The following is a 14,043-nucleotide window of genomic DNA, read 5'->3' on the forward strand; positions in this document are numbered from 1 at the left end:
ATGGCAGAAATGGTTTCTAATAACAACGGAGGCGGGAAGCAAAAGAAAATGACCGTACGTGTCGATTTTACTCCGATGGTGGATATGCTTATGTTGCTTATCACATTCTTCATGCTATGTACATCTTTAAGCAAGCCTTCTACCATGGAGCTAACTATGCCAAGTAATGACAAGAACACTCCAGAGGCTAAAAAGAATGAAGCTAAAGAATCTCACTCTATTACCATTTATATCGCTGATGGTGATAAGATGTTTTACGGTGAAGGTAAGCCAGAGTATGATAATCCATCTTGGTTAAAGCCTGCTGATTGGACTAAAGGCACTACAGGTATCCGCTATGTCCTTCAACACAAGCAAATTGGTGGTGGAGATACTGGGGAGAATGCTTCAATTCCTTATCAAGATCTTAGCATTGCTATGCAAGAACTTGAAAAGAAGAAGCAAGCTAATCCTAAAGCTTATCCTGACAGTGTATATCAGGCAGAGGTAGCTAATATTAAGAGTGGTCAGATAAATGGCACTAAGGTTGGTACATTAACTGTTGTAATTAAACTAACAGATAAGGCTTCATATCATCACTTAGTGGATATCCTCGATGAAATGCAGATTTCATACATTGGAACATTTGTTATTGATAAATTGAATGACCAAGACAAGGCTCTTCTTGTTAAAAAAGGTGTTCAATTATAATCAATATACTAGTAACAATTAAAGAATAGAAAGACAATGGCAAAAATAGATCTATACGATCCTAAATGGGTCGAAATGGTATTCGCCAACAAAAACAAAGAGTATGGAGCTTACAAGCTACGTAAGGGAACATCTCTGCGTAATATTAAGGCGTTAGCTATATTGCTTATTGCTGCATTCCTTGGAGGAGGCTATTTAGCTTACCAAATCAAAAAGCACAATGACGATTTGGCAGCTCAAGCAGCATATGCAGCAAAAATGGAAGCAGCAGCTCTGGAACAAGCTAAAAAGGAACAAGCTGAACGTAAGAAGCAACAACCTAAAGCTGAGCCCAAGAAGATTGAGCCAGAAAAGGTTGTTCCTCAAACTCGTGCAACAGTTAAGTTTACTGCTCCTGTCATCAAAGATGATAAAGATGTTAAGGAAGAAATGCCTCCTATGGTGAAGATGAACAAGGAGACAAAAGCTATTGGTAGTGAATCTAAGGAAGGTGTAAATGATCGTACCGAAGTGGCTGCAAGAAGTACTGTAGCAACTCCAGACCAAATTGTTCCTAAGATAGAAGCACCTAAGGTTGAAGCTAAACAAGAAGCTCCAGCTGAGGATATAGCTACTAAAGTTTTCACCGTAGCAGAACAAATGCCTACTTTTAAAGGTGATGTTAACAGCTGGTTAAGTTCTCATATTACTTATCCTGCAGTGGCTGCAGAAAATGGTGTTCAAGGTAAAGTTATTGTTAAGTTTGTTGTAGGACGTGATGGTAGCGTTAGTCAAGCACAGGTACTTCGCGGTGTAGACCCTGCCCTTGATCGTGAGGCTCTACGAGTTGTGAACAGTATGCCTAAGTGGAATCCTGGCATGAATAATGGTCAGGCTGCCAATGTATGGTTTACTCTTCCTATTACATTCAGATTACAATAATAACTAATTTTCCTTTTTAATTAGTTAAATCTTATTCAGAGAGGAGATATGGTAAAATATAGCCATATCTCCTTTTTTATTTTCCAAACAAACCTTTATCTTTATTATAAACAAACAAGATTATCGGAAAGTACCTTCCATTTTCTCATCAACTACTTTTATGGCTTTAAAATATGGTAAACTTCAGCATTTATGCAAAAGTTACAGCTATTTTTTGTAATTTTGTTCATATTATGACAAAGAAATCATTTATATTATGTACGTTCTTAGTTGTAGGGAGCTTTCTTTTATGTAGCTGCTATAAAAAAAACAAATCAGCTAAAGTATTGACGCTTCCAATAACTAAAGCCGTTATAGACACAACAGCACATCTTTCAGATAATATTACTTGTGAAGTTCATGTAAAGTTTTCTTATTTAAAAGGAGAAAAATATTCTACTACTACCGATTCTTTACTAAGAATGGGGTTGTTACAACCAGATTATCTTTCCATTTTAAACGAGCACATCACTCCAAAACATGCCTTGATAATTTTTGCTAAAAAATATATAAAAGAATATTTTTATATGGCTAAACTTATTCGCCAACATGAAAAACAAAATGCAAAAACAAAAGGTAAACTATCTATAAATGTTACATTATCTTCTGGAGATGGTGACAATATAGTGGCAACATCCAACATATCGATAGATGATGGCAGTGGTATTAAAACAAAATACTGCATTATTCGCAATTTTAATCCTAAAACAGGAAAACTTCTTACACTAAAAGATAGATACGGAAATAAAGAGATGAATAATGTTATCATAGATGCTTTTGGTAAGAAGCTAAACATTGATGATCCTACATTAAAAGATATTCAAGCAAAAGGCTTTTTTGAGAATATAAATATTTATCCTGCAAGCAATTATATTTTTACTGACGATTCCACTATTTTTGTCTATAATCCAGGAGAAATTAATAGTAAGGGGATACGAATAGCTATTAAAAAATAAATTACTATTATGCAAATAGACATTATAAAAAAATATTTTAAGAATCTCAGTGATAAACAAATAAAACAGTTTAGTTTGCTGTACGATCTGTATCAAGATTGGAATGCTAAAATAAATATTATTTCTCGTAAAGATATAGATAACTTATATGAACATCATGTGTTACACTCTATGGCTATAGCAAAGCTGATACATTTTAAGGCTGGCACCACTATTCTCGACTTTGGCACTGGTGGAGGTTTCCCCGGAATACCTTTAGCTATTTTGTTCCCTGAGGTAAGTTTTAAAATGATAGATGGTACTGGTAAGAAGATTAAAGTAGCCACAGAGATAGGTAAAGATATAGAACTAAGAAATATCCTTCCTATGCACATGCGCGGAGAAGAAGAAAAAGATAAGTTTGATTTTATCGTATCTCGAGCAGTAATGCCATTACCTAATTTGATAAAAATAGTAAGGAAAAATATTTCCAAAGAGCAGCACAACGCTTTACCCAATGGTGTTATAGTACTAAAAGGAGGAAATCTTAAAGAAGAAACTAAATCATTTAAAAAAATTATAGAACAGATAGAGCTTACTCAATGGTTTGAAGAAGAATGGTTTAAGGACAAATATATTCTATATTTACCTTGTTAAATTTTATTTTAAAAAGTTCTATATAAATTATACTTTATTTTGGGAGATATGTTATGATCAAAGTAGAATGTTTTTCATGTAATATGTTAGCAGAGAATTGTTTTGTTGTAAGCGATGAAACTAAAGAATGTGTTATTATTGATTGTGGTGCTTATCGTAGCGAAGAGCGAAATAAGATTATAAAATATATACAAGAAGAAAAATTAAAACCTGTTCATCTGCTTTCTACGCATGGACATCTTGACCACCATTTAGGTGATAACACAATATTTGAAACATACGGACTCAAGCCAGAAGCACATGAAGGGGATCGCACTTGGATGGAAAATCCTCAAAATGCTGCTTCAACAATCTTTGGTATAACATTGAATTACGATTTGCCCGAAACCAATTATTGTATAAAAAATAATACCATCATCAAGTTTGGGACACATTCTTTAAAAACTATAGCTACTCCTGGCCACTCCAATGGCTCAGTATGTTACTATTGCGAAAAAGAACACTTACTTTTTACTGGAGATACTTTATTCAAAAGGAGTATAGGAAGAACAGATTTTCCTGGAGGCAGTATGTTTCAAATGGTAAGTTCGTTACGCTTATTAGCACAATTACCTGATGAAACTATCATATACCCAGGCCATGGTGATAGCTCTACTATAGGTTACGAGGTTGCCCATAATCTTTATTTAGATAGATAAAATAGATGCTTTCTCCTACTTCAAAAACAGAAAAAATCATTTTAGGCATAGACCCTGGCACTAATGTTATGGGATATGGTTTACTCCGCGCTGTAGGTAACAAAGCAAACCTGATTGTTATGGGTATTATAGATATGCGTAAAGAAAAAGATATATATTTACGCTTAGGAAAAATCTTCGACCGCGTAACAGGGATTATCGAAGAATACCTACCTGATGAGTTAGCTATAGAAGCACCTTTCTTTGGTAAAAATGTGCAATCTATGCTCAAACTTGGTCGTGCCCAAGGTGTTGCCATTGCTGCTGCTATACATCATGATATACCAATACATGAATATGCTCCACTGAAGATAAAAATGGCTATTACTGGCAACGGTGCTGCTTCTAAAGAACAAGTTGCTAATATGTTACAAAAATTATTACATTTAAGAGACGACCAAATGCCCCATTTTATGGATGCCACTGACGCTGTAGGTGCAGCCTACTGTCATTTTTTACAAAGTAATTGCCCTGAAACTGATGCTAAACATTATGGCTCATGGAAAGATTTTATACAAAAAAACAAGAAAAAAGTTTTGCAAGGTTAAAAGATTATCCCTACCTTTGCAGCGTTATCCTGAAAACAATCTTTTTACCTTACAAAACTAATACCTATTTGAAATTGAAGCGGTCACCTGTGAAGGACACTGCTTCTTTTATTTTATACCATATCATAAAAAACGCTTTCATTTTTATATGTCTTCTTCTATTATAAAAATTTGTTATATTTTCACTTACAAGTATTTTTTTTTAGCAAAACAACAAAGCCTTTTTTTTGTTTTTTTTATGATAATCTTTTTTTTACCAAACAGCAATATAATTTTTAAGATAATACCTTTTTAAAGCCTTGACATAAGACTATCAGAAAAATTCTCATTCTTGTCTTAATAAAAAAAGCAAAACTATTCTTTTCATATATGTTATTTTTAGTAAATTTGCATGCAATTAATTATGGAGTGAGAATGAATAAATATTTTCTTTTCATTTCTTTTTTTATTAAGTATTGAAAATTAATTGTAATAATGAAAGTTTTATGTGAGCGTATTCTAAAAGAGGGTAAATGTTTTGAAGGTGGTATTCTTAAGGTAGATAAGTTTATCAATCATCAAATGGATCCTAACTTGATGAAACAAATAGCTGTAGAATTTATCCGTAGATATGCATCTACAGAAATCAACAAGATTATAACCATAGAAGCAAGTGGTATTGCACCAGCTATAATGATGGGATTTTTACTCGACCTACCCGTTGTTTTTGCTAAGAAGAAAACACCTTCTACTATGAGTGATATGCTTATTACTAAAGTTTTTTCGTTTACTAAGCAAAGAGAGTATAACATTGTTATATCAAAAGAATATCTTACAAAAGAAGATAAGGTTTTATTTGTAGATGATTTCCTCGCTTATGGTAATGCTGCAAAAGGAATAATAGACTTATGTGCTCAAGCAGGTGCTGAGCTAGTGGGCATGGGGTTTATTATAGAAAAGGCGTTTCAGCATGGCAGAAGTATAATAGAAAAAGCAGGAGTTCGCTGTGAGAGTTTAGCTATTATAGAATCGCTTGAAAACTGTAAAATAAAATTGAGGAGATAATTAAAACATAAAGAGGTGGGCTTATTAAAGTTCACCTCTTTACATATATATTTTTATAATTAAGATATATTATAAGACAAGTATAAAAGAATAAATTTACTTTATTTTATGGAAGAAAAGAAAGAACTTATCTATGGACTTAATGATCGTCCTCCATTTCGTGAATCTCTCTTTGCTGCTATGCAGCATTTATTAGCAATCTTTGTGGCTATCATAACGCCACCTCTTATTATTAGTTCTGCTTTACAGTTTGACATAAATACTACTGCTTTTATGGTATCAATGTCTTTATTTGTATCAGGTATAGCAACGTTTATCCAGTGTCATACCATTGGCCCTATAGGAGCAGGGTTACTATGCATTCAGGGTACTTCTTTTTCATTTATTAGTCCTATCATAGGAGCAGGAATGTTAGGTATGGTAGGTGGAAAGATGAATGTAGAAGTGGGGTTAAGTTATATTTTTGGAGCGTGCCTTGTTTCGTCAGTAGTTGAAATGGTCGTAAGTAGGATACTACCTTATACCCGCAAGATAATTACTCCTTTAGTATCAGGTATTGTCGTTACTTTAATAGGTCTGTGTTTGATAAAAGCTGGTATCACATCATGCGGAGGAGGTCAAGGTGCTATGAGTAAAGGTTCCTTTGGCTCTATTCAAAATCTTAGCATAGCTCTTTTAGTATTAGTAAGTATTATCTTTTTTAATCGTTCTAAGAATCGCTTCTTGCGAATGGGGTCTATTGTACTTGGTTTGATTATAGGCTGTTTGGTAGCTTATTTTTGGGGCATGATAGATTTTGGTAAATTGACAGAGTCTACTTCTTTTTATCTTCCCGTACCATTTAAGTATGGTTTACGTTTCGATTTAGGCACTATCATAGCTATAGGTCTTATCTACCTTGTTACTGCAGTAGAGGCTTTTGGAGATATTACAGCCAATTCGCTTATTTCGGGGCAACCTGTAGAAGGCGATATTTTTATGAAACGTGCACGAGGAGGTATATTAGCAGATGGCTTCAATTCTATGTTAGCTGCTATCTTTAACAGCTTTCCAAACTCTATCTTTGCACAAAACAACGGAATGATACAGCTTACAGGTGTAGCAAGTCGTTATATTGGTTATTTCATTGCAGCTGCATTAGTAATTCTTGGATTATTTCCCGTAATAGGTGTTGCCTTTTCATTAATTCCTGACTGCGTGTTGGGAGGTGCCACTTTGTTAATGTTTGGTACAGTAGCTGCTGCAGGTGTGCGCATTATATCTTCTACAGAGATCAACCGTAAGTCTGTTCTTGTCATAGCTATTAGCTTTGCTATGGGATTGAGCGTGGAGCTTGTACCTAATATTCTTGACAAAATGCCTGATGTTATTCATAATATTTTCTCCAGTGGTATTACCACAGGTGGTTTAACAGCCATCTTAGCTAATGCCTTTATTCATATAAAGGAATAGTCTTTTATTATTGCTCATGTGAAAGTTCATTTTTATAACGGGTGTACAGACTGCGATAATATTAAATTAAAAGAAAAGCATCCTAAGCCTTAGTCTATCATGATGAGTGAGCGTCAGTTTGTAGTTGAATCTACGATAGCATTTCTTTTAAGATAAATTATCCACTTTACATATAAATGCTTATCTTTGTACTACTAAATGAAAAGGTTTAATTCACATTAGATGTAGTAATATTTATAACAAATTTATGACAAGGAAGAATAAATTTACGAAAAGTCTACCATTTAGAATAATATGCATTATAGCTATAATTTTATTTTTAGGAATAGCTTATAACTTCATCGTAGATATAGGCAAGAAAAGTGATATTACAGAAGAAGATACACAGACAGAACTGCAAGATAAAGTTTCACATGATACCATAGATATAGTTGGTGATTATTTATGGAGTAACTCAAAGAAAAAGAGTAAAAGTGAAACTACAAATGCGTCATCTACTACAGATGGGGATATAAATAATAATGTGAAACAAGCAGGTAATAAAAATAAGAAGAAGGACTCTGACCACAAAGATCCTCTCCCTCTCCCTGCTCCAGAGATAGGACCAGTACCTGAGGTGCCTCAATCGTCCACAGTAACTCCTTCAAAAGCAGAATCCTCATCTAAACAGTCTGTACCTACTAAGCCAACGACAAAGATTGAGAAAACAGAGCCTACAAAAATAAATAAGATAGATTAGGATTTACATAACACACAGTCTACAACATAAACGTTTTTCGTCATACGCGCTATTTATATTATTGGCATAAAGATATAAGCCTTTAAAGAAATAGTAAGTAGGTGTGTGCTTTGTGAGTAAATATCTTGTTTTATTGGTGTATGAAAACGGTTTGTTTATATAATAGATAGATAGGTAATTATAGCTAACTTATATAACCAATCATTTCTTTTCTATAATTTTTTTTATAAAGAGGTATTTGACGGATTATTAGTTTCTGTAAAATTAACATATTCTCCCTCATTGTCTTTTATCACCTTCTTTGTACGTTGTTCCATAGATCTTTTATCTATTATAGTTTCTTCTCCTTCACGTTTGGGATTAGCATGTTGGGTAAAAAAGCCAAATCGCTGAGCATTTTTACGCACTTGCTTATAGAAACTATAAATAATCCATACTAAAGCAATGAATAGAACGATAAAAAGTAACAGAGCTAATTTTAAAAAAGATATCATAATATATAATATTTAGCCGATATTAGATTTTTCTTTTTTCATTACTATTACTGATAAAACAACATACCAAGCTATTATTATAGCAAAAGCTGTTATACCAAAAATAAGTAACAAAGGTAAGCAAGTTAATAAAAAGATGAATTTTATTTCGTTTCCTTTCCATTTCCATTGCTTAAATTTTAAAGCAAACATAGGAATCTCAGCTACCAAAAGATATGAGCTTACCAGTATCCCTGCTAATATAAAGAATAAAGCCACCGGATAACTATCAAGCTTATCCCCTATTCCTAATATTAATGATCCCCAAAACAAGGCATTAGCAGGAGTAGGCAATCCTATAAAACCTAAAGTCTGCCTCTCATCAAGATTAAATTTAGCTAATCTCAAGCCAGAGAATGCTGCCATTATAAAAGCTATGAAAGGTAGATAATCTCTTAAGGGCTCACAAAAAGATGGATATGTCATAATACCAAGTTGAGAAAACACTATTGTAGAGGGAGCCACACCAAAGGTAACTACATCAGCAAGAGAGTCGAGCTCTTTACCTATAGGCGAACTTACATGCAAAAGCCTTGCCACCATACCATCGAAGAAATCGAACACTGCTCCTATAATAATCCAAATAAAAGCATATTGAAAGTCACTAACAATAGCAAATGCTATAGCTATGCAGCCTGATATTAGGTTACAACAAGTAATACAGTTTGGTATATGTTTTTTCATTTTAAGCTTTAGTCTTTGTTTTTAATTTTGCTATAACCGTTTTATCACCTGTTGTGCTTTGCCCCATTTTTACACATATATCAGCATCAACAGGTAGGAATAAATCTACACGACTACCTAACTTGATAAATCCGAGATGCTCATCAATATAACATTCTTCTCCTTTTACTGCATAAGTTTTTACCCTACGAGCCATGGCACCAGCTATTTGGCGACATAATATATCCTGCCCATCGGCAGTAGTTATAATAACATCTGTATGCTCATTTTCTTCACTCGCTTTTGGCAGCCATGCTTTATAAAAATTACCATTAAAATGTTTTACAAATTTTACGACACCATCAACAGGAAACCAATTAGCATGTACGTTAAATAAGCTCATAAAAATAGATACCATGATTCGTTTTTCATGAAAATATTTATCCTCATTCACTTCTTCTATAACAACGATATGACCATCTGCAGGAGCTACTACTATGCCCTGAGTATCTTCTGCATCAAAATATCTGATAGGACAACGATAAAAGTTTAAAACAATACCAAATATTATTCCAAAGACTATTACAAATATACCAAATGGAACTTTGGACGGAATTGCAAACCAAAGAATTAAAGCAATTATGATAAGGGCAATAGCTGAAATTAATAAGGTGTTAGTACCCTCGTGATGTATTCGTATTTTCTTAAGTTTCTTTATTCTTTTTCCCATTTATGAAGACGTAATTTTGTACTTTGCAAAGGTAAGTCTTTTTCATTATTCAAACAAATATTTAATAATTAAGTTTTGCTATCTGCTGTTTTCATCGTAACTTTGAAAGCGCAAAACAGAAAGTTTAATGGAAGATTATATACATTTACATGTTCACACACACTATTCTATCCTTGATGGCCAGTCGAAGGTTAGTAACCTTGTTGATAAGGCTATAAATGATGGAATGAAAGGAATGGCTATTACCGATCATGGAGTAATGTTTGGTATTAAAGAGTTTGCAGATTATTGCGCGATAAAGAATAAGGAACGTAAAGCTAAAGGTGAAGAACCCTTTAAGCCCATCTTTGGCTGTGAGATGTATGTAGCTCGTCGTAAGTTGACTGATAAGGTGAAAGAGATGCATGACAACTCTGGTTATCATCTTATAGTGTTAGCAAAAAACTATAATGGATATAAAAATCTAATAAAATTAGTATCTAAATCTTGGGTTGATGGCTATTATTATCGTCCGAGGACAGATAAAGAACAATTAGAAAAATATCATGAAGACCTTATTATTTGTTCTGCTTGTCTGGCTGGCGAAATACCCTCTAAAATAAGAAAAGGAGACCTTGAGGGAGCACGTGAAGCGTGCTTATGGTATAAGAAACTATTTGGAGACGATTTTTACCTTGAGCTTCAACGCCACGAAGTAACAGATCCTAATTTGATAGCTAATCGTGAGGCTTTCCCTCTGCAACAACAAGTGAACAGGGTATTAATGCAGTTTGCTAAAGACTACAATATTAAGCTCGTTTGTACTAATGATTGCCATTTTGAGGATAAGGAAACAGCTGAAGCACACGACCATTTGCTTTGTCTTTCCACCAATGATGATTTAGACGACCCTAAGCGTATGCGCTATTCTAAACAAGAATGGTTTAAAACGCGGGAGGAAATGAATCAGATCTTTAGTGATGTGCCAGAAGCATTATCAAACACCATAGAAATATTAAACAAAATAGAAATTTATGATATTAATCATGGTCCTATAATGCCCTTCTTCCCTATTCCTGAAGACTTTGGGACAGAGGCTCAATGGAGAGAAAAGTTTAGTAAAGAAGATCTTTTCCATGAGTTTACATCTGATGAAAATGGTGAAAATCAGTTACCTGAGCAAGAGGCTAACAAGGTAATAGACCGTTTAGGAGGCTATGAAAAAATATATCGTATCAAGTTTGAAGCCGACTATTTAGCAAAATTGGCGTATGATGGTGCATGCAGATTATATGGTGATCCTTTACCAGAAGAGGTAAATAGCCGCATTCGTTTTGAGCTTCATGTCATGAAGACCATGGGCTTCCCCGGATATTTCCTTATAGTGCAAGATTTTATAAATGCTGCTGAAAATGAGCTTGGCGTAATGGTAGGGCCAGGACGTGGGTCTGCTGCCGGCTCTGTTGTAGCTTATTGTTTAGGTATTACCAAGATAGATCCTTTGAAATATGACCTCCTTTTTGAGCGTTTCCTAAATCCTGACCGTGTCAATCTTCCTGATATTGATACCGACTTCGACGATGATGGGCGTGGTAAAGTCTTGCAATGGGTAATGGATAAGTATGGTCATGAGAAGTGTGCCCATATCATTACTTATTCTACAATGGCTACAAAAAATTCTATTAAAGATGTAGCACGTGTAGAAAAATTACCTCTTGAGCGTTCAAATGCTTTATGTAAAGCCATTCCTGATCGTCTTCCCAACGGAATGAAGATGAACTTGAAGAATGCCATTTCATGCACTCCAATGTTACAAGAGGCTATGGTGAGCGAGAACGAACGTGAACGCAATACTATAAAATATGCTAAAATGCTGGAAGGCACTATACGCGGTACAGGTATACATGCTTGTGGCTTTATTATTTGCCGCAATCCTATAGACGACTGGGTACCAGTATCTACGGCTACAGATCCTGACTTCCCCGACAAGAAAGTGCCAGTAACACAATATGACGGGCATGTTATAGAAACTACAGGATTGATAAAGATGGACTTTTTAGGTCTAAAGACTTTATCCGAACTCAAAGAGGCTTGTAAAGTAATTAGGCAAACTACAGGGAAAGTCATAGACATAGAGAAGATACCTATAGATGATGCTCTGACGTATCAGCTTTATCAAAAAGGACAGACCGTAGGTACTTTTCAGTTTGAATCGGCTGGCATGCAGAAATATCTTAGAGAGCTCCACCCTACAGTCTTTGAGGATCTTATTGCTATGAATGCGTTATATCGACCGGGCCCGATGGATTATATACCAGACTTTATTAAGCGTAAAAACGACCCTTCCCTTGTACAGTATGATATACCTTGTATGGAGAAATATCTTAAAGACACATACGGTATTACTGTTTATCAAGAGCAGGTAATGTTACTTTCACGTCAGCTTGCTAACTTTACCCGTGGCGAAAGTGATGCCTTACGTAAGGCTATGGGTAAGAAAAAGAAAAACATTGTTGACGCCATGAAGCCTAAGTTTATTAAACAAGGGCAGGAGAATGGACATGATCCGAAGATTCTTGAAAAGATATGGAGCGACTGGGAGAAGTTTGCAAGCTATGCTTTTAACAAGTCGCATGCTACTTGTTACTCATGGGTAGCATATCAAACAGCCTATCTTAAGGCACACTATCCTGCTGAATATATGGCAGCATTAATGACAAGACGTTTTAGTCAGATTACTGAAATAACAAAGCTGATGGAAGAGTGTAAGGCTTTAAAGATAGAAACTCTTGGGCCTGATGTAAATGAAAGCCAGATAGGATTTGGAGTAAACAAACATGGAGAAATACGCTTTGGGTTATCGGCTATCAAAGGTATAGGAACAGGGGCTGCTGAAAACATTGTAAAAGAAAGAGAAAAAAATGGTCCTTATAAAGATATCTTCAACTTTATAGAGAGAGTAGATTTATGTAGCATAAATAGGAAGGTTATAGAAAGTTTAGCTTATAGTGGAGGATTTGACAACTTAGGACCTATCAAATGCCGTGAAGAGTATTTTGGTGTGAATGCTAAAGGAGAGGTCTTTCTTGATACCTTGCTACGTTATGGACAGCTTTTCCAAACGGCGAAGGCTGAAGCTGCCAACTCCTTGTTTGGAGGCTTTGATAGTGTTCCCGTTACCCGACCAGCCATTCCTGTAACAGAAAAGTGGGCTACTATAGAAAAACTTAATAAAGAGCGTGAGTTAGTGGGTATATATCTTTCTGCTCATCCGTTAGACGAATTTGCTGTGGTGCTTAATCACTTATGTAATACTCACTGTTCTCAAATACATCGTAATGCCGATATGGCAGAATTGGCAAAGACTGAAGAGATTACTTTCGGAGGAATAGTTACTAAAGTGAAAGAGTCTTTTTCTCAAAAAACTAATAAGCCTTATGCTTTTATCTCGATAGAAGATTTTGAAGGTACTGCCGAAATAGCTCTCTTTGGGGACGACTGGATACGCTGGAGCGGATTCCTTAAAGAAAGCTACACTGTATATATCACTGCAAAATGCCAGCAACGCTATAGATATAACACAAAGCTTTACTCACTTAATGTGCAGAACGTACAGCAGCTATACGATGTTAAGAATAATCGTTTAGAACGTTTAACCATAAGCGTAGACGCGTCTACATTAGATGAAAATATGATAAATGAGCTATCTTCAGTATTTGCAAAACATAAAGGGAACACACAGCTTTATTTTAAATTGCGCAATCCTAATAACGAAAGTTTGCTCCTTCATAGTAAAGACACTGTAGTTAATCTTGATCGTAAGCTAATATCTGTACTCGATAGCTATGATGATATAGAATATAAAATTAATTAGACAAGTTCTTGCTTTTATGATGTAGTATTTAATAAAATATTATCATAAGATGAGAAAAGTATTATTAACAATTAAATAAAAAAAAGATGGAAGTAAAAATTACATCAGAAAACTTTGAAAGTTATAAGAAAGGCAACTTGCCTTTAGTAGTAGACTTATGGGCAACATGGTGTGGTCCTTGCAAAATGGTAGCTCCTATTATTTCAGAATTGGCTGAAGACTACGATGGAAAGATAGTTGTAGGCAAGTGTGATGTAGAGGAAAATGATGATGTAGCTATAGAGTATGGCGTACGTAATATACCTACTATATTGTTTTTTAAGGGAGGAGAACTCGTTGATAAGTTTGTAGGAGCAGCCTCAAAAGCTGTTCTTGACGAAAAGTTTAAGGCTTTATTATAACATTTCTTTTTCAGTTCTTTTAATAATCGAGTAGGAGGTAAACCCTAATCATAGGTGTTTATTTCCTACTTTCGTGTTCACCGACCTCTCACACCACCGTA

At 34.7% G+C, this 14,043-nt stretch carries 14 protein-coding genes; 11 read left to right on the top strand and 3 right to left on the bottom strand.

From position 1 onward, the window contains the following. The 9 genes from AC1DCD_RS03245 to AC1DCD_RS03285 all read left to right on the top strand — a co-directional run bounded on the left by AC1DCD_RS03245 (nucleotide 1) and on the right by AC1DCD_RS03285 (nucleotide 7,762). The gene (locus AC1DCD_RS03245) at nucleotides 1–690 is read left to right on the top strand and encodes an ExbD/TolR family protein (protein ID WP_060932558.1); all 690 of its coding nucleotides are present in this window, start codon (nucleotides 1–3) and stop codon (nucleotides 688–690) included. Between the two features lie 36 nt (nucleotides 691–726). Next, complete coding sequence (locus AC1DCD_RS03250; protein WP_008449365.1) at nucleotides 727–1,611, top strand: energy transducer TonB; 885 nt, start codon at nucleotides 727–729, stop codon at nucleotides 1,609–1,611. A 326-nt stretch (nucleotides 1,612–1,937) separates the two neighbouring features. Then, nucleotides 1,938–2,606 carry a DUF3298 domain-containing protein gene (locus tag AC1DCD_RS03255; RefSeq protein WP_464653001.1) on the top strand — a complete coding sequence of 223 codons (669 nt, stop codon included), beginning with the start codon at nucleotides 1,938–1,940 and terminating at the stop codon, nucleotides 2,604–2,606. A gap of 9 nt (nucleotides 2,607–2,615) precedes the next feature. Then, nucleotides 2,616–3,242: a 16S rRNA (guanine(527)-N(7))-methyltransferase RsmG gene (gene rsmG, locus AC1DCD_RS03260; protein WP_308532480.1), complete on the top strand. Its 627-nt coding sequence runs from the start codon at nucleotides 2,616–2,618 to the stop codon at nucleotides 3,240–3,242. A gap of 53 nt (nucleotides 3,243–3,295) precedes the next feature. Beyond that, a complete protein-coding gene (locus tag AC1DCD_RS03265; protein ID WP_008449266.1) occupies nucleotides 3,296–3,940 on the top strand; it encodes an MBL fold metallo-hydrolase in 645 nt (214 codons plus the stop codon). Between the two features lie 5 nt (nucleotides 3,941–3,945). Then, nucleotides 3,946–4,527, top strand: a complete 582-nt coding sequence (gene ruvC / locus AC1DCD_RS03270) for a crossover junction endodeoxyribonuclease RuvC (protein WP_008449241.1) — start codon at nucleotides 3,946–3,948, stop codon at nucleotides 4,525–4,527. A gap of 474 nt (nucleotides 4,528–5,001) precedes the next feature. Beyond that, complete coding sequence (gene xpt, locus AC1DCD_RS03275; RefSeq protein ID WP_060932555.1) at nucleotides 5,002–5,571, top strand: xanthine phosphoribosyltransferase; 570 nt, start codon at nucleotides 5,002–5,004, stop codon at nucleotides 5,569–5,571. Nucleotides 5,572–5,679: 108 nt separating this feature from the next. Then, nucleotides 5,680–7,023 carry a nucleobase:cation symporter-2 family protein gene (locus tag AC1DCD_RS03280; protein ID WP_464640340.1) on the top strand — a complete coding sequence of 448 codons (1,344 nt, stop codon included), beginning with the start codon at nucleotides 5,680–5,682 and terminating at the stop codon, nucleotides 7,021–7,023. A 247-nt stretch (nucleotides 7,024–7,270) separates the two neighbouring features. Then, a complete protein-coding gene (locus tag AC1DCD_RS03285) occupies nucleotides 7,271–7,762 on the top strand; it encodes a hypothetical protein (protein ID WP_464640338.1) in 492 nt (163 codons plus the stop codon). 224 nt (nucleotides 7,763–7,986) lie between these two features. Here AC1DCD_RS03285 and AC1DCD_RS03290 read toward each other — a convergent pair whose 3' ends face one another. The 3 genes from AC1DCD_RS03290 to AC1DCD_RS03300 are packed head-to-tail and all read right to left on the bottom strand — an operon-like array spanning nucleotide 7,987 to nucleotide 9,688. Continuing rightward, on the bottom strand, nucleotides 7,987–8,256 hold the full coding sequence (locus tag AC1DCD_RS03290; RefSeq protein WP_008449333.1) for a hypothetical protein: 270 nt from the start codon (nucleotides 8,254–8,256) through the stop codon (nucleotides 7,987–7,989). A gap of 12 nt (nucleotides 8,257–8,268) precedes the next feature. Next, nucleotides 8,269–8,979: a CDP-diacylglycerol--serine O-phosphatidyltransferase gene (gene pssA / locus AC1DCD_RS03295; protein WP_036854361.1), complete on the bottom strand. Its 711-nt coding sequence runs from the start codon at nucleotides 8,977–8,979 to the stop codon at nucleotides 8,269–8,271. A 1-nt stretch (nucleotide 8,980) separates the two neighbouring features. Beyond that, complete coding sequence (locus AC1DCD_RS03300) at nucleotides 8,981–9,688, bottom strand: phosphatidylserine decarboxylase family protein (protein ID WP_036854356.1); 708 nt, start codon at nucleotides 9,686–9,688, stop codon at nucleotides 8,981–8,983. A 127-nt stretch (nucleotides 9,689–9,815) separates the two neighbouring features. Here AC1DCD_RS03300 and dnaE point away from each other — a divergent pair, with 127 nt between their 5' ends. Continuing rightward, on the top strand, nucleotides 9,816–13,541 hold the full coding sequence (dnaE, locus tag AC1DCD_RS03305; protein ID WP_464640335.1) for a DNA polymerase III subunit alpha: 3,726 nt from the start codon (nucleotides 9,816–9,818) through the stop codon (nucleotides 13,539–13,541). 86 nt (nucleotides 13,542–13,627) lie between these two features. Beyond that, on the top strand, nucleotides 13,628–13,942 hold the full coding sequence (gene trxA / locus AC1DCD_RS03310) for a thioredoxin (RefSeq protein ID WP_008449269.1): 315 nt from the start codon (nucleotides 13,628–13,630) through the stop codon (nucleotides 13,940–13,942). Nucleotides 13,943–14,043: the final 101 nt, after the last annotated feature.

Source organism: Prevotella sp. C0209C1, from assembly GCF_056583855.1.